General features: G+C 67.2%; 14 protein-coding genes. 9 read left to right on the top strand and 5 right to left on the bottom strand.

The window, feature by feature from the left end; genetic code table 11:
• The first annotated feature begins 180 nt into the window (after positions 1 to 180).
• From WV31_RS18925 to WV31_RS18890, 8 genes are all read left to right on the top strand, one after another.
• The gene (locus WV31_RS18925) at positions 181 to 2,910 is read left to right on the top strand and encodes a glycosyltransferase (protein WP_237051380.1); all 2,730 of its coding nucleotides are present in this window, start codon (positions 181 to 183) and stop codon (positions 2,908 to 2,910) included.
• A 159-nt stretch (positions 2,911 to 3,069) separates the two neighbouring features.
• Positions 3,070 to 5,049 (top strand): methyl-accepting chemotaxis protein, encoded by a 1,980-nt coding sequence (locus tag WV31_RS18920; protein WP_085375005.1) that lies wholly within the window; start codon positions 3,070 to 3,072, stop codon positions 5,047 to 5,049.
• Between the two features lie 327 nt (positions 5,050 to 5,376).
• Positions 5,377 to 5,856, top strand: a complete 480-nt coding sequence (locus tag WV31_RS18915) for a 4Fe-4S dicluster domain-containing protein (protein WP_085375004.1) — start codon at positions 5,377 to 5,379, stop codon at positions 5,854 to 5,856.
• A 17-nt stretch (positions 5,857 to 5,873) separates the two neighbouring features.
• Entirely contained in the window at positions 5,874 to 7,724 is a 1,851-nt protein-coding gene (locus tag WV31_RS18910; RefSeq protein ID WP_085375003.1) for an aldehyde ferredoxin oxidoreductase family protein, read from the top strand.
• Positions 7,725 to 7,870: 146 nt separating this feature from the next.
• On the top strand, positions 7,871 to 9,136 hold the full coding sequence (locus WV31_RS18905; protein WP_085375680.1) for an NAD(P)/FAD-dependent oxidoreductase: 1,266 nt from the start codon (positions 7,871 to 7,873) through the stop codon (positions 9,134 to 9,136).
• Between the two features lie 19 nt (positions 9,137 to 9,155).
• Positions 9,156 to 10,406 carry an NAD(P)/FAD-dependent oxidoreductase gene (locus WV31_RS18900; RefSeq protein WP_085375002.1) on the top strand — a complete coding sequence of 417 codons (1,251 nt, stop codon included), beginning with the start codon at positions 9,156 to 9,158 and terminating at the stop codon, positions 10,404 to 10,406.
• A gap of 7 nt (positions 10,407 to 10,413) precedes the next feature.
• Positions 10,414 to 10,665 (top strand): sulfur carrier protein ThiS, encoded by a 252-nt coding sequence (thiS, locus tag WV31_RS18895; RefSeq protein WP_085375001.1) that lies wholly within the window; start codon positions 10,414 to 10,416, stop codon positions 10,663 to 10,665.
• Positions 10,662 to 10,931, top strand: a complete 270-nt coding sequence (locus WV31_RS18890) for a hypothetical protein (RefSeq protein WP_085375000.1) — start codon at positions 10,662 to 10,664, stop codon at positions 10,929 to 10,931. Before thiS ends, WV31_RS18890 begins: the two co-directional genes overlap by 4 nt.
• Here WV31_RS18890 and WV31_RS18885 read toward each other — a convergent pair whose 3' ends face one another.
• The 5 genes from WV31_RS18885 to WV31_RS18865 form a co-directional block, all read right to left on the bottom strand.
• Entirely contained in the window at positions 10,932 to 11,294 is a 363-nt protein-coding gene (locus tag WV31_RS18885; RefSeq protein ID WP_085374999.1) for a MoaD/ThiS family protein, read from the bottom strand. It lies immediately after the preceding gene.
• 60 nt (positions 11,295 to 11,354) lie between these two features.
• Positions 11,355 to 13,793: a two-component system response regulator gene (locus WV31_RS18880; RefSeq protein WP_085374998.1), complete on the bottom strand. Its 2,439-nt coding sequence runs from the start codon at positions 13,791 to 13,793 to the stop codon at positions 11,355 to 11,357.
• A gap of 16 nt (positions 13,794 to 13,809) precedes the next feature.
• Positions 13,810 to 14,856, bottom strand: coding sequence for a sensor histidine kinase (locus WV31_RS18875; RefSeq protein WP_085374997.1), 1,047 nt, complete (start codon positions 14,854 to 14,856; stop codon positions 13,810 to 13,812).
• A gap of 109 nt (positions 14,857 to 14,965) precedes the next feature.
• On the bottom strand, positions 14,966 to 15,628 hold the full coding sequence (locus WV31_RS18870) for a GntR family transcriptional regulator (RefSeq protein ID WP_085374996.1): 663 nt from the start codon (positions 15,626 to 15,628) through the stop codon (positions 14,966 to 14,968).
• Positions 15,629 to 15,836: 208 nt separating this feature from the next.
• On the bottom strand, positions 15,837 to 17,570 hold the full coding sequence (locus WV31_RS18865) for a tetratricopeptide repeat protein (protein WP_085374995.1): 1,734 nt from the start codon (positions 17,568 to 17,570) through the stop codon (positions 15,837 to 15,839).
• A gap of 150 nt (positions 17,571 to 17,720) precedes the next feature.
• Between WV31_RS18865 and WV31_RS18860 the strand changes: the two genes are divergently transcribed.
• A complete protein-coding gene (locus tag WV31_RS18860; RefSeq protein WP_085374994.1) occupies positions 17,721 to 19,271 on the top strand; it encodes a TolC family outer membrane protein in 1,551 nt (516 codons plus the stop codon).
• The last annotated feature ends 65 nt before the right edge of the window (positions 19,272 to 19,336 follow it).

The raw sequence follows: 19,336 nt of genomic DNA, 5'->3' as shown, positions 1-19,336 counted from the left end.
CAGGCGCGGCATGGCCGGAACGCATTGCACGCTTGAGCTTTTGCCGGTCGTCACCCCCATGGACAGCGGGCGACCTCTGGGCTAATAATCCAGATAGTATTCAAGGGATTCGAACGGCACCCGCCGCCACCGCTCCACCTCGCCCGCTCCCCTTATCGACGCCCCCGCGTGGGCGATGGGGTGCGCCGTGAGGACGGGGTCAAGGGCACGGACGGAAGGCCGCCCCTGCAACTCGATACGGGTATCTCGCGCATCATGCGTCTTTCCGGCTTCGTGGTTCTGCTCCTGATCGTTCTGGGCAATCTCGGCTTCTGGGCGATGATGAATCGCCCCCAGAGCGGCCTGCCCTGGTCCGGCACCCTCAATTCCGTCTCGTTCAGCCCGGGACGCGCCGACGACGACCCCACCATCGTGCGCAAGCTGCCCTACATGGACGAGTGGCTGCTGCCCACCCGGGCCGAGATGGACGAGGACCTGGCCATGCTGGCCGGCAAGGTCCATCAGGTCCGCACCTACTCCACCCTGGAAGGCCTGGACCAGGTGCCCGAGCTGGCCGCCAAGTACGGCCTGAAGGCCCTGCCCGGCGCCTGGCTGGACGAACGCCTGGGCCGCAACGAGGTCGAGCTGGCCAACATCGTGCGCATCGCGCGGGACAATCCCAATGTCGACCGGGTGATCATCGGCAACGAAAACCTGACCCTGCACCGGCTGTCACCGGACCAGATGATCCGCTACCTGCGCCGCGCCCGCGCCCTGCTGCCCGACAGGGTGAAGATCAGCACCGCCGAGGCCTGGGCCATCTGGCTGGATTATCCCGAACTGGCCCGCGAGGTGGATTTCATCACCATCCACACCCTGCCCTTCTGGGAACCCGGCGGCGTCCACATCGAGAACGCGCTGGACTTCACCAAGCGCATGGTCAGGGACGTCAAGGCCCAGTATCCCGACAAGCCCATCTTCATCGGCGAAGTCGGCTGGCCGTCGGCGGGGCGCAATTACGGCGTCTCGGAACCGTCGCTGATCAACCAGGCCATGTTCCTCAGGAACTTCGTCAACTGGGCGCACGAGGAGAAGCTCGACTACAACATCGTCGAGGCCTTCGACCAGCCCTGGAAGGTGAACCTGGACAACACCGCGTCGGAAAAGCACTGGGGCATCTACACCGTCGAACGTAAGCCCAAGTTCAGCTGGATCAATCCGGTGCTGGAGTTCGAGGAATGGCCGGTCCAGGCCATCACCGCCACCCTGATCGCCCTGCTGCCCGTCGTCTGGTTCCTGGGCAAGTGGAAGACGCTGCGCCTGCCCGGCAAGATCTTCTTCGCCCTCTTGGTGCAGTTCGCCTCCACCCTTCTGATCTGGACCATGTCGACGCCCGTGATCCGCGACGTGTCGCCCGGCACCGGGCTGATGCTGGGACTGATGCTGCCGGCCCAGCTGTTGCTGCTGATCGTGGTGCTGATCGCCGGCATCGAGGTGACCGAGCTCACCTGGGCCAGCAAGTTCAAGCGCCGCTTCACCGCGCTGCCGCCCGATCACATCAAGCGCTTCCCCAAGGTCTCCATCCACCTGCCGTGCTACAACGAGCCGCCGGCCATGGTGAAGCTGACCATCGACAGCCTGATGGCGCTGGACTACCCCAACTTCGAAATCATCGTGTTGGACAACAACACCAAGAAGGAGGAGGTCTGGCGCCCCGTCGAGGAGTACTGCAAGTCCCTGGGCGAGAAAGTGAAGTTCTACCATCTGGCGCCTTGGCCCGGCGCCAAGGCGGGCGCCCTGAACTTCGGCCTCACCGTCACCGACCCCGAGGCCGAGATCATCGGCGTGGTGGATTCCGACTACATCGTCGACAAGAACTGGCTGCGCGGTCTGGTCCCCTATTTCGAGGACCCCAAGGTCGGCCACGTCCAGGCGCCCCAGGATCACCGCGAATGGGAACACGACCTGTTCAAGGAGATGATCAACTGGGAATATGCCGGCTTCTTCGACATCGGCATGGTGTTCCGGAACGAGGCCGACGCCATCATCCAGCACGGCACCATGACCCTGGTGCGCAAGAAGACGCTGGAGGATGCCGGGCGCTGGGGCGAGTGGTGCATCGTCGAGGACGCCGAGCTGGGCCTGCGCATGATGAAGGCGGGCTATTCCTCGGTCTACGTCCAGGACCGCCTGGGCCATGGGCTGGTGCCGGATTCCTTCATGGCCTACAAGAAGCAGCGCTTCCGCTGGGCCTATGGCGCGGTGCAGATCCTCAAGGCCCACTGGCGCTCGCTGATTCCCTTCAAGGACACCGGCCTGACCACGGGACAGAAGTACCACTTCGTGGCCGGCTGGCTGCCGTGGTTCGCCGACGCCTTCTACCTGCTCTTCTGCGTGGCGTCGCTGGCCTGGTCGCTGGGCATGATCCTGTCGCCCCGCTATTTCAGCACCCCCCTGCCCTTCTTCACCCTGCCCACCGTGGGCGTATTCGTGGCGAAGATCTTCCACCACTTCTTCCTCTACTCGAACCGGGTGGATTGCGGCTTCAAGCGTCGGGGCCTGGCGGCCATCGCCGGCATGGGCCTCACCTATTCCATCGCCTGGGCCATGTGGCAGGGCATCTTCACCAAGTCCACGCCCTTCATGCGTACGCCCAAGATGGCCAACAAGGCGGCCTTCACCCAGGGCTTCCTGATGGCGTCGTCGGAAGCGATCCTGGCCCTGCTGCATTACGTCGCCGCCATCGCCGTCTTGATCCCCAGGAACAACTTCACCGACCCCGACGTGCGCATCTGGTCGCTGACCCTGGTGGTGCAGGCCATGCCGTTCCTGGCGGCGCTGGTGGCCTCGCTGATCAGCGTCATGCCCTCGAACGGCCCCGAGCACCCCGCCCACAGCCTCAGCGACGCCAAGCCCGAAGCGGCGTCATAGCGCCCGACGCGACACATAAGGGCTTGTGCACACGCACAAGCCCTTATATGCGTCAATACAACATTTCGCGACGCAACCTGACAATTTACAGGATAGTCCCGCAGCGCAGCATGTCGTATACATAGGTGTAGTTACGTATAAAATCATGAGTGATTCGCCATGCTCGCTTCGCTTCGCCGTCGCATCGCCACCTTGGGGATCGTTCCCCGCATCATGGCCCTGGCCGTATCGGGGGTCCTGCTTCTGGGAATAAGCGTCACCCTGCTGAGCCGGACACTGCTGCACGCCAGCGCCGTCGACGCGGCGCGCGAGCGGGTGGACACCAACATGAAGGTGGCCTGGGACGCGCTGAAGGCCAAGGGCGCCACCTTCTCCATCGCCGACGGCAAGATCCTGGCGGGCGAGCACGTGCTCAACGGCAATTTCGAGGTGGTCGACAAGGTCAAGACGCTGGTTGGCGGCACCGCCACGGTGTTCATGGGCGACACCCGCGTCACCACCAACGTCATCAAGGCCGATGGAACCCGCGCGATCGGTACTCAGTTGGCCAAGACCGCCGCCTATGATTCGGTGTTCAACAAGAAGACTCCCTTCCGCGGCGAGGTGGAAATCCTGGGCGAGCCCTACATGACCGCCTACGACCCCATCCTCGATTCCGGCGGCAACGTCATCGGCGTGCTCTATGTGGGCATCAAGAAGGCCGAATTCCTGACCGCCGCCAACCGCACCCTGGTCTCCATGGTGGCCGCCACCGTCCTGGTGGGGCTGCTGACCATCATGGTCAGCTGGATCATCGCCCGGCGCAACCTGGCCCTGCCGCTCAAGCGCAGCATTTCCGCCATGCGCGAGCTGGCCGACGGCAATCTGGCGGTGGACATCCGCCACACCAGCCGCCAGGACGAGATCGGCGAGATGATCCGGGCGCTGGAAATCTTCAAGGAGAACGGCCTGGCCCGCCAGCGCCTGGAGGCCGCCCAGGCCGCCGAACAGACCGCCCGCAACCGCCGCCAGGAGGCCATCGAGCGCCTGACCGCCGACTTCAACACCAGCGTCTTCGCCGTGCTGCAGGGCGTCACCGCCACCGCCCACCAGCTGCGCGATTCCGCCCAGTCCATGACCACGGTGGCCGAGGACACCTCGCGTCAGTCCACCGTGGTGGCCGCCGCCGCCGAGCAGGCCTCGGTCAACGTCGAGACGGTGGCCGCCGCCGCCGAGGAGCTGGCCGCTTCCGAGCAGGAGATCGCCCGCCAGGTGGCCAATTCCAGCGAGATCTCGCGCCGCGCCGCCGAGGAGGCCGAGCGGGTCAACGGCATCGTGCTGTCGCTGTCGCAGGCCACCTCGCGCATCGGCGAGGTGGTGACCCTGATCAACGACATCGCGTCCCAGACCAACCTGCTGGCGCTCAACGCCACCATCGAGGCGGCGCGCGCCGGCGATGCCGGCAAGGGCTTCGCCGTGGTGGCCAACGAGGTGAAGAACCTCGCCAACCAGACCGCCAAGGCCACCGACGACATCGTCGCCCAGATCAATTCGGTGCAGGCGGTGACCCGTGACGCGGTGTCCGCCATCGGCGGCATCGGCCACACCATCTCCAGCATCACCGAAAGCGCCTCGGCCATCGCCGCGGCGGTGGAGGAGCAGACCGCCGCCACCGGCGAGATCGCCCGCAACGTCCAGCAGGCCTCCAGCGGCACCCGCGAGGTCACCTCCTCCATCACCCTGGTCAACGAGGGCGCCGCCACCACCGGCGGCGCTGCCCATCAGTTGCTGGGCAGCGCCGACGAATTGTCACGCCAGTCCGATCAGCTGGCCTCGGAGGTGCGGGATTTCCTTACCGCCATCAAGACCGCCGGCGACCGCCGCCACGCCCTGCGCCGCTCGTGTCGCACCTCCATCCAGGTGCAGGTCGGCGCCACGCCGCGCGCCACCGTCACCATGGTGGACGTCTCCCAGAACGGCTGCCGCATCGACACGATGCTGCCCCAGCCCATCGGCAGCCAGGTGGAGATCACCATCGACAACGTCCCGGTGAAGGCCCGGATCGTGGGAGCGGAAAACAACGCCACCCGCTTCCAGTTCGCCATGGACGCCGCCACCCAGGACCGGCTCGAGGGAACCCTGACCCGAATCGCCGCCTGACCCCGCGCAAACCCGCACCGGCCGGCCCGTCGCCTGAGAAGGCGGCGGGCCGGTTGCGTTTCAGGCACGGCATTTTACACGCTCCGCTAGATTTTGCATATTTACGTTATTTTTACGAGCACCGCCCGCAAAAGCGCGCAAAGCCGCATCATCCCTTTCTCCAATACCCTCCGGACTCCCCCCGTGCTAGAGTATCGGGGGTTGAAAAGTCTGGGATCGGCAGGGGAAGGCTCGAAGGGCCGCAGGCCGCCGCGCGCGGCCGGATTCCCCTGACCGGTTTCGCCGCGCGCCCATGCCCGGGCGCCCTTGCGGAAGGGGAGACGTCGGATGGAGAAGTCGCTGCTCATTCAACCGGCCAAATGCACCGGCTGCCGCCAGTGCGAAATGGCCTGCTCGTTCGAGAAGGAACGAAGCTTCAACCCGTCCAGGTCGCGCATCCGCGTCTTCGACATCCATTCCGAGGCGCGCTTCGTCCCCTATACCTGCACCCAATGCGCCCAGGCCTGGTGCCTGCAGGCCTGTCCGGTGGACGCCATCAAAATCGATGCCGCCACCAAGGCCAAGGTGGTCAACGACAACACCTGCGTGGGCTGCAAGGTCTGCACCATCGCCTGCCCCTTCGGCACCATCAACTACGTGGCCGACAGCGGCAAGGTGGCCAAGTGCGATCTGTGCGGCGGCGATCCCGCCTGCGCCAAGGCCTGTCCCACCGGGGCCATCACCTATGTGGATGCCGAGCAGACCGGCTATGACAAGATGCGCGCCTGGGCGGTGAAGACCGACACCCAGTCGCACGCCCACGCCTGACCGGGGAGGAACGAGACATGAGCTGGACCGGCAAGTTTCTCCGCGTCGATCTTTCCAAGGGCACCGTCAAGGCCGAGGAGCTGAACCGCGAGTGGACGCGGCAGTACCTGGGCCAGCGCGGACTGGCCACCAAGTACTTCACCGAGGAGGTCGATCCCAAGGTCGATCCCCTGTCGCCCGCCAACAAGCTGATCTTCACCACCGGGCCGCTGACGGGGACCGCCGCCTCCACCGGCGGGCGCTATTCCGTGGTGACCAAGGGGCCGCTGACGGGCTGCATCGCCTGCTCCAATTCCGGCGGCTTCTTCGGCAACGAGCTGAAGAACGCCGGCTGGGACATGATCATCGTCGAGGGCCGCTCGCCCAAGCCCGTCTACCTCTCGGTCGAGAACGAGACCGTGGAGATCCGCGACGCCTCGGACTTCTGGGGCAAGACGGTGTGGGAGACCGAGAACGGCCTGAAGGCCCGGCACCAGGACCCCATGCTGCGCGTCGCCTCCATCGGCGCCGCCGGCGAGAAGGGCGTGCTCTACGCCTGCATCGTCAACGACCTGCACCGCGCCGCCGGGCGCTCGGGCGTCGGCGCGGTGATGGGCTCCAAGCACCTGAAGGCCGTCGCGGTGCGCGGCACCAGGGGCGTCACCGTCAAGGACCCCGACCGCTTCATCAAGGCCGCCACCGAGCAGAAGAAGGTGCTGGCCGACAACGCCGTCACCGGCCAGGGCCTGCCCAAATACGGCACCCAGGTGCTGATGAACGTCATCAACGAGATCGGCGCCATGCCGACCCGCAATTCCCGCGACGTGCAGTTCGAGGGCGCCCACAAGATCTCGGCCGAGGCCATGCACGAGCCGCGGCTTTCCGATGGCAAGACCAACCTGGCCACCAACGGCGCCTGCTTCGGCTGCACCATCGCCTGCGGCCGCATCTCGCGCATGGATCCCGGCCACTTCTCCATCGCGTCGCGGCCCCAGTACAAGGAGCCCTCGGGCGGCCTGGAATACGAGGCGGCCTGGGCGCTGGGCTCGGCCTGCGGCGTGGACGACATCGAGGCCTGCACCTTCGCCAACTTCATGTGCAACGAGCACGGCATCGACCCCATTTCCTTCGGCTCGACCCTGGCGGCGGCCATGGAACTGTACGAGATGGGCGTGCTGACCAAGGAGCAGACCGGCGGCATCGACCTGAAATTCGGCTCGGCCGAGGCCCTGGTCAAGGCGGCCGAGCTGACCGGCAAGGGCGAGGGCTTCGGCCTGGAACTGGGCCAGGGCTCCAGGCGGCTGACCGCCAAATACGGACAGCCCGACCTGTCCATGACGGTCAAGGGCCAGGAATTCCCCGCCTATGATCCGCGCGGCATCCAGGGCATGGGGCTGACCTACGCCACCTCCAATCGCGGCGCCTGTCACCTGCGCTCCTATACCGTGGCGTCGGAAGTGCTGGGCATTCCCTTCAAGACCGATCCCCTGGCCACCGAGGGCAAGGCGGGCCTGGTCAAGGCGTTCCAGGACGCCACCGCGGCCTTCGACGCGTCGGGCATCTGCATCTTCACCACCTTCGCCTGGAGCCTGGAGAATCTGGCCCCCCAGCTGGACGCCGCCTGCGAAGGAAGCTGGACGCCCGAAGTCCTGCTGGAGGTGGGCGAGCGCATCTGGACGCTGGAACGCCAGTTCAATCTGGCGGCCGGCATGACGGCCGCCGACGACACCCTGCCCAAGCGCCTTTTGAAGGACGCGGCCAAGACCGGCCCGGCCAAGGGGCTGGCCTCCGGGCTCGACAAGATGCTGCCCGAATACTACCAGCTGCGCGGCTGGACGCCGGACGGCGTGCCCACCGCCGAAACCCTGAAGCGCCTGCATCTGGCTTGATCCTGCCCCCACCCCCCCTCCCCACGAGGGGGAGGGGCTAAAACCTCCCCTTGATGGGGAGGCCCCCTTTTTCCTCCCCTCCCCTTGATGGGGAGGGGTTGGGGGTGGGGTAACACCAACAACCGCTCCTTATTTGGGAAATGGCCATGCATCACGTCATCGTCGGAGCCGGCCCCGCGGGGGTCACGGCGGCCGAAACCATCCGCGAACTGGACCCTGGGGCGGCCATCACCCTGGTGGGCGACGAGCCCGAGCCGCCCTATTCCCGCATGGCCATCCCCTATCTGCTGACCGGCAAGGTCGGCGAGGAAGGGACTTACCTGCGCAAGGGTCCCAACCATTATGAACGCCTCGGCATCACCCTGATGCCCGGACGGCGGATGACCGGCCTGGACCCAAAGGCCAGGCGCATCGCCCTGGATGGCGGCGAGACCCTGGCCTATGACCGCCTGCTGCTGGCGCTGGGCGCCCGGCCGCTGCGGCCCGCCATCGAGGGCCTGGACCTGCCCGGCATCCACACCTGCTGGACCCTGGCCGACGCAAGGCGCATCGCCGCCCTGGCCGTTCCCGGCTCGCATGTGGTGCTGCTGGGGGCCGGCTTCGTCGGCACCATCGTGCTGGAAGCCCTGGCCCTGCGTCAGGTCAGCCTGACCGTGGTGGAAATGGGCGACCGCATGGTGCCGCGCATGATGGACGAGGTGGCGGGAGGAATGCTCAAGCGCTGGTGCGAGGCCAAGGGCGTGCGCGTCCTGACCGGCACCGCCATCCGCCGCATCGCCAAGGCCGCCAGCCCCGCCGCCGAGGCCCGCGATTCCCTGGTGGTGGAGCTGTCGGACGGGTCCAGCCTGCCGGCCCATCTGGTGGTGGTCTCGGCGGGCGTGCGCTCCAACACCGAAATTCTGGCCGGTTCCGGCATCGATCTCGATCACGGCATCCTGGTCAACGACCACATGCGCACCAGCTTGGCCGAAATCTATGCGGCGGGCGACGTGGCCCAGGGGCGCGACTTCATCTCGGGCGAGGCCCATGTCCACGCCATCCAGATCACGGCCGCCGCCCATGGCCGCGTCGCCGCCCACAACATGACCGGCAACGACCAGGCCTATCACGGCTCGCTCAACATGAACGTGCTGGACACCCTGGGCCTGATCACCTGTTCATTCGGGGCGTGGCAGGGCAATGGCGGCGATTGCGCCCGGCTGGTGGACGAGGCGGGCTTCCGCTATCTCCGCCTGGAATTCGACGGGGCCGGCGACGTGGTGATCGGCGCCCAGGCGGTGGGCACCACCGACCATGTGGGAGCGCTGCGCGGCCTGATCCAAAGCAAGCGCCGCCTGGGCGCCATGAAGGAGAAACTGCTGGCCGATCCCGCCCGCTTCATGACCGGATTCGTCCAGACCCTGCATCGTTGAACCAGAGGGGGGAACCGCCATGGCACGTCGCTACGTCGTCGTCGGGGGCGGCCCGGCCGGAGTGATCGCCGCCGAGACCCTGCGTCATCAGGATTCCCAAGGCTCCATCACCCTGGTCTGCGGCGAGCCCGGCCCGCCCTATGCCCGCATGGCCATTCCCTACGCCATGGCCGGCAAGATCGACGAGGCCGGCACCTGGCTGCGCAAGGAGCCGGACCATTACCAGGCGCTGGACATCACCGCCCTGCATGACCGGGTGACGGGAGTCGACCCCGCCTCGCGGCGGGTGCGTCTGGCCGGCGGGGGCGAACTGGCCTATGACGCCCTTCTGATCGCCACCGGCTCGTCGCCGGCCCGGCCGCGCATTCCCGGCCTGGAGCTGCCCGGCGTCCAGTCCTGCTGGACGCTGGAGGATCTGCGCCGCATGGACCCGCACCTGAAACCCGGCTGCCGGGTGCTGCTGCTGGGCGCGGGCTTCGTGTCGTGCATCATCCTGCAATCCCTGGTGCAGAGGGGCGCCAGGGTCACGGTAAGCTGCGGCGCGTCGGGGCGCATGGTGCGCTCCATGATGGACGAGACCGCCGGCGGCATGATCATGCGCTGGTGCCGGGCCAAGGGCGTCGAGGTGCTGACCGCCGGGCGGCCCACCGCCATCGAACAGGCCGGACCGGGACTGCGCGTGACGCTGGATTCAGGGCGCACCGCCGAGGCCGATCTGGTCATCGTCGGCACCGGGGTGAAGACCAACACCGCCTTTCTCGACGGTTCGGGCATCGCGGTGGAGGACGGCATCGTCGTCGACCAGCACCTGCGCACCAACGTCGAGGGCATATGGGCGGCGGGTGACGTGGCCCAGGGCTTCAATTGCTGCACCGGCCTGAAAGAGGTCCACGCCATCCAGCCCACGGCGGTGGAACATGGCCGCATCGCGGCGCTGAACATGAGCGGCACGCCCACCGCCTATCCCGGCTCGCTCGCCATGAACACCCTGGAGACGCTGGGGCTGATTTCCTGCTCCTTCGGGCAATGGTCGGGCAGGGACGGCGGCCAGCAGGCGCGCATGGTGGACGAGGACCGCTTCCGCTATCTTCGCCTGGAGTTCTTCGCAGACCGCCTGATCGGAGCCAACACGGTGGGCATGACCAGCGAGATCGGCATCATCCATGGCCTGATCCAGACCGAAGTGCGGCTGGGCGCCTGGATCGAGCGCCTGAAGCGCGACCCGTCGCGCCTGGCCGAGGCCTATGTGGCCTGCGAGCACGGAGCTTGAGGCCGCCATGCGGGTGACGCTGAAGCTGTTCGCCCTGCTGGGCCGCTTTCTTCCGCCCGGCTCGGTGGCCAACGCCGCCCCGGTGGAGGTGCCCGAAGGCACCGACATCGCCGCCCTGATCGCCCGCTTCGACCTGACGGAAAAGGACTGCCATCTGGTGCTGAAGAACGGCAATTTCGTGCCCCCCGACGCCAGGGCCACCACCCGGCTGGCCGAGGGCGACGTGGTGAGCATCTGGCCGCCGATCGGAGGGGGATGAGCAGCGAGCGCGTCGCCTCCATGGCGCTGGACGAATTCCGCCGCCACCTGCCGCTGGCCCTGCGCGGCCGCGCCTACGAATGGGCCGACGGACGCACCCTGATGGTCGAGGGCGGCGTCACCGTCACGGTGGAGGAAATGCCGCCACTGGTGCTTTCCGGCCTGCTTCGCCTGCCCCGGCTGCACATCGCCTTCACCTTCGCCCAGGGCGACGGGGCGGACTTCCTGGCCGCCTGGGACCGGGCATTTCAGCGGGGCGGCGGGTAATCAGACGATGGGCGCGCCATAGCCCCAGGAATAGGGCACCGGCCCGGACAGGGCCACCTCGTCGCCATCGTCCAGTTCACGCTCCAGATTGACCGGCGCGCCCAGCTGGCGGGTGACGTCCTTGCCGTTGACCAGGACCAGGAATATCTTGTCGGCGGGCACGCCGAAACGCCTGACCAGATCGCCGATCACCGTTCCCGCCGGCACCTCGATGGCCAGCGGCGCGCTGCCGCCGGCATAGGGCGACAGGCTGTTGAACATCTTGAGGCGGATGGCGATGGTCGCCGCCTGTCCGGAATTGTCGCCCATACCGCGATCTGAAATGCCCGTTTCAAGGCGCCGGCCGGGATGCGATTGGTTCATGGTCTTCCCCTTTGGATCGGCGATGATGACCCCGCCGCCCCCCGGAAGGGAAGAGGGATTTCAGCCCGGCGGCACCGCCCTGCCGGTGATGAAGGCCGCCACCTCCTCGGCGGGCATGGGGCGGGCGTGGAAGAAGCCCTGAACGCCCTCGCACCCTACGGCGCGAAGAAACTCCATGTGGGCCTCGGTCTCCACCCCTTCCGCCACCACGGACAGGCGCAGCCGGTGGGCCATGGCGACGATGGCCTCGGCGATGGCCACGTCGTTGAGATCCTCGGGGATTCCCTCGATGAAGGCGCGGTCGATCTTCAGGCGCTGGATGGGCAGGCTTTTCAGCGAGCTGAGGCAGGAATAGCCGGTGCCGAAATCGTCGATGGCCAGCGTCACGCCCAGCTGCTTCAGGGCGTGCAGGGTGGCGATGCATTCGTCCTCGTTCTGCAGCATGCTTTCGGTGATCTCGATTTCCAGCATGTCGGGCGAGATTCCGGTTTCGGCCAGGGCGTCCTGCACGGCGCGGAGCAGGCGTCCGTTGCGCATCTGCTGGGCCGAGGCGTTGACCGCCACCCGCAAGGACGCCAGCCCGGCCGCCTGCCACTGCCGGATCTGGCGGCAGGCCTGGGCCACCACCCAATCGCCGATATCGATGATGAAACCGCCCCGTTCGGCGGCGGGTATGATCTCGGCCGGGCCGACCAGTCCCCGTTCGGGATGATTCCAGCGGATCAGCGCCTCGACCCCTTCCACCTCGCCCGAGTCCAGCGAGATCTGCGGCTGGTAGAACAGCACCAGCTCGTCGGCGGCCAGCGCCCGGCGCACGTCGCTGTCGGACGCCACCGCCTGGAACACCCGCTCGGTCATTTCCCGCGTATAGAAGGCATAGCCGTTGCGCCCGGTTTCCTTGGCGGCGTACATGGCGGTGTCGGCGGCCTGGATCAGCACTTCGCGGGTCTGGCCGTCTCCGGGAAACAGGCTGATGCCGATGCTGGCCGAGGTGGCCAGCTCGCGGCCGTTGACCGTCAGGGGCCGGGTCACCGCCGCCCGGATCTTCATGGCGACGGCGGCGATGTCGTCGGGATGATCCGCCTGTTCCAGGATCACCATGAACTCGTCGCCGCCCAGCCGCGCCACCGTATCCTCGGCACGCACCGCGCCCCGCATGTGCTGGGCCACGGTTTTCAGCACCACATCGCCGACGCTGTGGCCCAGGGTATCGTTGATGCGCTTGAAGTAGTCCAGGTCCACGAACAGCACCGCCAGGGACGTGCGGTCGCGGCGGCAGCGCTCCATGGCGTGGTCGAGCCGGTCCGCGGCCAGCAGCCGGTTGGGCAGGTCCGTCAGGGGGTCGTAATGAGCCAGATGCTGCAGCCGCTCCTCGGCGGCGCGGATGGCGGTCAGATCGGTGAAGGCCGCCACGTAATGGACGACGCTGTCGTGTTCGCTGCGCACGGCGGCGATATTCATCAAGAGCGGCAGAACCTCGCCGGCGCGGTTCCTGGCGGCGATCTCGCCGCGCCAGCGCCCGCCCTCCTTCAGGGCCTCCATGATCTCGTCATGCAGGTCGGCGGGCTGGGCGCCGGCCTCCAGCATGCGCGGGCGGCGCCCCAGCAGCTCGGCCTCGTCGAAGCCGGTGATGGCGCAATAGCCGGGATTGACGGTGACCACCCGCAGCAGGGGATCGAGGATCAGCAGCCCGTCGCGGGTCGCCTCGAAGACGGTCAGGGCCTGGCGCTGGCGGTCCTCGGCCGCCTTGTGGTCGCTGACGTCCTGCAGCACACCGATGATACGCTGGGGCCGCTCGGCCCGGGGGGGAATGGCCTTGCCCTGGGCGCGCAGCCACCGCACGGTACCGTCGGGACGGATGCCGCGGAACTCCACCTGAAGCGGCGCGGTCTCGCTCAGCAGCCGCTCGTAGGCCCGGGCCAGCACCACCCGGTCATCCTCGACCACATGATCGAGAAAGCGGTCCAGACTGCCGCCGAAGCCTTGGCCGGCGCAGCCGAACACCCGCTCGATATGGCCGGCACGGACGATGCGGCGCGACTGGGCGTCCACCTCCCAGGCCCCCATGCCGGCGGCGTCGAGAGCCAGGGTCAGATGCTCCTCGCTGTCGCGCAGCGCCTCCTCCACCTTGCGGCGCTCCAGCGCCATCTGGATGGTGGCGTGCAGTTCGCGCTCGGAAAACGGCTTCAACAGGAAACCGAACGGCTTGGTGGCCCGGGCGCGGGCCAGGATGGCTTCCTCGGAATAGGCGGTGAGATAGATCACCGGAATGTGGAGCTCGGCCGGCAGGCGCGCCACCGTCTCGATGCCGTCCAGGTCGCCCTCGATATGGATGTCCATCAAGACGACGTCGGGCCTGAGATTGCCGATCTGCCGCAGCACCTGCTCGCCCGACGAGGCGATGAACACCACGTCGTAGCCGAGTTTGAGCAGCTGCTGGCGCAGATGCAGGGCGACGATCCGCTCGTCCTCGACCACCATGATCCGTATCGCCGACATGGGTCAGGTCCCTTCCTCAGCGTTGAATGGGAAAATGCAGCCCGAACCGGGTGGGCGCGGCCCGATCGATCCGGATCTCTCCCCCCACCTGATCGGCCAGCAGGCAGACGAGCTGCAAACCGAGCGTGGCGGTATTCTTCGCGTCGAGATCGGGCGGCAGGCCGATTCCGTCGTCGATCACCTCGAGTTCGACGTTGTTTTCCCCGTCATTGGCCAGACGGACCCGGACGCCGCCCCGCCGTCCATCGGGAAAGGCGTGCTTGAAGACGTTGGTCACCAGTTCGTTGACGATCAGCCCGCAGGGAATGGCGGTACTGAGCGGAAGCTGCACGTCCCTGGCCTCGAGGGTCAGCGTGATGCGGTTGGAATCCAGCCCGTAGGACGCCACCAGGGTGGGAATCAGGGTATCGAGGAAGGCGGCGAAATCCACCCGGGCGAAGTCCTTGGACTGGTACAGGGTCTGGTGGATCAGCACCATGGAGCGGATGCGGCTCTGGCTGTCGCGCAGCATGCCGGCGACCAGGGGATCCTCCAGCTTGGACAGTTGCAGGTCCAGCAGGCTGTCGATGATCTGCAGGTTGTTCTTGACCCGGTGGTGGATCTCACCCAGCAGGATCTCCTTCTCCCGCAGGGCGGCGCGGATCTTCTCCTCCTTCTGCTTGCGGTCGGAGATGTCGACGATGGCCGACAGCACCATGGGGCCGTCCTCGGTGTCGATGGGATTGAGGCCGATCTCGACGGGAAACTCGCTGCCGTCCTTGCGCCGGGCATAGAGATCGCGGCCGGCGCCCATGGGGCGCGAGAGGGGATCGGCGTTGAAGGTGGCGCGCAGGCCGGGATGATCATGCCGGTAGCGTTCGGGCACCAGCATTTCCACCGACCGGCCCAGCATCTCGTCGCGGGAATAGCCGAACACCCGCTCGGCCTGGGCATTGACCATCTCGATCAGGCCGGCGGAATTGACCATCACCATGGCATTGGGAGCGGCCTCGACCACCCGCCGGAAGCGCTCCTCGTCCCTGTGCGGTGCCGTTCCGGCCGGCACGGCCCCGACCTTCGCCACTCGGGGAACCTTTCACGCCAACGCCCATCCGACGAAAGACATGGTCACGGCCGACAGGCGCCGCAATGGGGCTTTCCCCTTACGGACGGGACGAAACGCTCAGCTCGGGTCAGGGCAGGACGCTTTGCGGCAATCCGCGCCGCGCCAGGTCGCAGGCCGCCAGAACCAGGGCCCGCGCGCTTCGCCTGGCGGCACGGGCCTCGCCGGCCAGGATGGCCCGGACCATCTCGGACTGCCGCTCGGCCCCAAGGGCCGGCCAGGCGTCGGCCATCCCTCCCAGCAGCCGCCAATAGGGCAGCAGGCGGCAACGGATGGCCATCCCGGTTTCCGCCAGCAGGCGGTTGTTGCACAGACGGAAAAGACCGGCGAACAGGTCATCCTCGCCGCCGGTGCCGGCGGGGCTGGCGGCCGGCTGGGTTTCCCGCCCGGCCAGCCCCCGGCGAAGCTGTTCGGGGCGGGCGGCGGCAAGGCCGGCACAGGCGGCGGCGACCTCGGCCAGGGCTTCGAAAAGCTCCTGCATCATGGCGCGTTCCAGCCGCACGACGTTGCCGCCGCGGTTTTTCTCGAAATTGGCCAGGCCCAAGGCGCCGAGGTGACGGAAGGCCTCGCGCACCGGAGTGCGCGAACATCCCAGCCGCGCCGCGATCTTCACCTCGCACAGCTTCTCGCCCGGCCGCAACCGGCCGGCGACGATGTCCTCGATCAGTTGCTGTCGAACCCACTCGGCCGCCGACAATTCCGTAGGGTCTTTGGGCCTGCGCACCCGGGTCATGCCATTCGCATCCAATTTCAGCACCTAAATGCACGCATTGCATGTCTTTTGCCACAGGCATTAACAACGCAACGGACACATTGGCATAGATTGCATGCTGAGATTGTATACATCAAGCATATTACGCGCTGAGAGACGCGATTAGGCGCACACCATCCATTCGAGGCGGCATAGCCTAGATAAAACCCCTAATAGTTGATAGCGCCTTTCAGGCCGCCCCATTGGCCACCCGGGCCCGCAAGGCCTCGGCGACGCGGGCGATGGGCATCTCCCAGCCGTGCTGGGGCTTGCGGCGGAACAGCCGGAAGGCCGGATACCACTCGGTCTCGTCACCCTCCATGCGCCAGCGGAAATCGGGAACGAAAGGCAGCAGCACCCAGACAGGCTTGCCCAGGGCCCCGGCCAGATGCACCACGGCGGTGTCCACCGAAATGATCAGGTCCAGCCCTTTCAGCATGGCGGCGGTATCGCAGAAATCGGCGCAGAGATCGGCGGCCTCGATCAGCCGGTCCGCCGGCGGCCTGCCGATGCGCGGCCCCACCGCGCCGCGCTGGAGGGAATAGAAGGTGACACCCGGCACCTCGAGAATGGGATCGAGCATGCGGGCGGGTATGGACCGGTTCCAGTCGTCGCCATGGGTCGGCCGTCCGGCCCAGGCGAGGCCGACCTTGAGCGTTCCGGCCGGACAAGCGGGCAGTTTCGCCCGGACGCCCTTGGGAACGCCCAGATAGGGAAAGTCCTGCGGAGCCGGCAGGCCGGCCAGCAGGCCCGGCAGCGACAGCAGGGTCACCGCCTTGTCGAAAGGCGGCAGGGACGCCGTCTCGCTCACCACCTGGTCCAGGCCGGGAGCGGTCTGCATCAGGCGGACCAGTTCCGGCTGGCAGGCCAGCACCACCCGGCTGACGCCGCGGGACTTGAGCAGCGGGGCGTAACGCACGAATTGCAGCGTGTCGCCGTATCCCTGTTCCGCCTGCAGCAGCAAGGTGCCGCCGGCGGGCAGGTCGGAAGCCAGGGCCTCGCCCTTCCAGGCGCGGTCGAGCAGATAGGGCGGCAGGTTCGGGTGGTCGCGCCAACGCCATTCGTATTCCCGCCACCCCTCCTCCATGCGTCCCGAAAGCAGGAGATTGAGCGCCAGGTTGGTATGGAACTTGGCCCCCTCGGGGTTGATCTGGATGGCGCGGCGATAGGCGGAATCCGCTTCGTCCAGCCGTCCCTGCCGATGCAGGGAATTGCCCAGGTTGCTCCAGGTTTCGGCCCCCCGGGCGCCCAGCGCCAAAGCCTTGCGGTGGCAGGCCTCGGCCTCCTCGGCCCGCGCCGTGCCCAGCAGGGCATTGCCCAGATTGTCGTGGATGGCCGGTGAATCCGGGCGGATCAGCGCGGCGGAGCGGATCATGGCCACCGCCTCGTCACGCCGCTCCAGGCGCTCCAGCGCCACGCCCATGTTGTTCAGCATGTCCGCCGGGTTGGGATCCGCGGCCAGCGCGGTGGCGGCGCGATAGGACGCGACGGCGTCCTCATAGCGCTTGAAGCCCATCAGCACGTTGGCCAAGGCGTTCAGCGGCCGGGAATCACGCGGCATCAGCCCGCAGGCGCGCCGCAGGGCATCAACCGCCGGTTGGGCCTGATCCGGCACCTGGGCCAGCACTTCGCCAAGGCACATCCAGGCCACGCCCAGCCCGGAATCCAGCTGAACGGCCCGTTCCAGACTGGCGCGCGCCGCGTCGGACTGCCGGCTCCGGGCCTGGACCTGACCGAGCGCGGCATGGGCCTCGGCCAGTCCCGGCGCCAGCTCAACCGCCCGCTCCGCCAGGGTTCTGGCCGCATCCAGCGCGCCTTGGCGCAACCGCAGCGACGCCAGACGCGCCAGGATTTCCCCATCATTGGGCATCCGGTCCGCCAGCCGCGTCAGGAAACGCTCGTCTTCCACATCCAAGCCGGCCATGCCATCACCCGATATTGAGGTCCAGTAGCGCTTAAGGCAATTCACAAACTAGATAATCCGGTGTATATCAGAGCCATGGATTGGGGACCAGATCACGTGCATTTCCCGGGGGACGCAACAATTCGGCCGCACTCGTTCAAGGTCTGGGCCTTGCTCGGAACCATCCTGGCCGGCTGCTGGACGCCCGTATCCGCCAGCACGCTGGAAGACGAGATGCGCGACCTCGTCGCCAACCATCCCCAGATCCAGGCCAAGATGAAGGGCGTCAACTCCGCCGACGAGGGCATCCGCAGCGCCCGGTCCGGATACATGCCCACGGTGAAGCTTACCGGCGACCAGGGCCACGAATATGTGGACAGCCCCGACCGCCGCGGCACCCAGGGCAAGGCCTTCCTCGACAAGCGCAACACCACCGGCGTGACCGTCACCCAGAAGATCTTCGACGGGTTCGCCACCGATTCCACGGTGGATTCGGCCAAGACCACCCGGCGCATCTCGGAATCCGATCTGCGCAACACCCGCCAGGCCGCATTGCTGGAAGGCGCCATCGCCTATCTCGACGTCATGCGCAACACCAAGCTGGTGGCCCTGTCGCGGGAAAACGAGCGCAGGCTGGCCGAGCAGCAGAACCTGGAGGACGAGCGCGTCCAGAAGGGATCGGGCATCGCCTCCGACGTGCTGGCGGCCAAGCAGCGCCTTCAGGTGGCCAAGGAGCGCCGCGTCAAGTACGAGGGCGACTTCCACGCCGCCGTCGCCAAATACACCCAGGTATTCGGCCACGCCCCCGACGTGGCGGCCCTGTCCGACCCGCCCCTGCCCATGGACCTGATCCCCGCCACCGTCGATCAGTCGCTGGAAGTGGCGGAGAAGGACAACCCCAGCCTGGAATCGGCGACCAGCACCATCGACCTGACCAAGGACAAGCGCAACATCGCCGAGGCCGGCTATTGGCCGACCCTCGATCTGGTGGGCAAGGCCAATTACGAGCACGGCAAGAACGCCACCGTCGGCGTGCGCCGCGACTGGTCGCTGATGCTGATGGCCAGCTGGGAGATGTTCTCCGGCTTCAAGACCGACGCCACCGTGGCCCAGGCGTCATGGGACCATGGGGCCAGCAAGGACAACCGTTTCCACACCAGCCGCAAGATCGCCGAGCAGACCCGCACCGCCTGGCATAAGCTGCAGACCGCCCGCCAGCGCCTGGACCTGCTTGAAAACGCCGCTGTCCTGGCCGAGGAAGTGTGGGAAGCCACCAAGAAGAAGCTGGACGCCGGCAAGGCCACCGTCACCGAGGTGCTGGACGAAGCGACCCGCATCAACGATGCGCGGATCAACTATACCGGCGCCTATTACGACATGTACCAGGCGTCCTATGAATTGCTGACCGCCATGGGCCGCCTGGAGGTGGACAATCTGAGCCGCGCCAAGCCCGCCACCTCGCTGGACGTCACGCCGCTTCGCGCCGCCGAATACACCTATCCCCGGGGGCAGGCCCCCAAGCCTGCCGCCGCCGCCAAAGCGCCCGCGGTTCCGGCGCCCACCGCCGCGTCTCCGGCGCCGGCCTCGGCGCCAGCGCCTGTCGTGGCCGAACCTCCACCCGCCGCCAAGGGCCAGGCCGCCGACGCTGCGGTCATGGAGCGGGTGCGCGATCTGGTCGCCTCGCAGCAGCAGCCCGACAATTCCTTCTGGACCGTCCGCTAGAGTTTGTCCGGGTCTGGTTGAATCGATGCCGCCTCCTCGCCCGTCACCCCGGCCTTGAGCCGGGG

The sequence above is a fragment of the Magnetospirillum sp. ME-1 genome (assembly GCF_002105535.1).
Lineage (GTDB): Bacteria > Pseudomonadota > Alphaproteobacteria > Rhodospirillales > Magnetospirillaceae > Phaeospirillum.
Note: the sequence above shows the minus strand (reverse complement) of the source record. Positions and strands in the feature narration are given on the sequence as shown.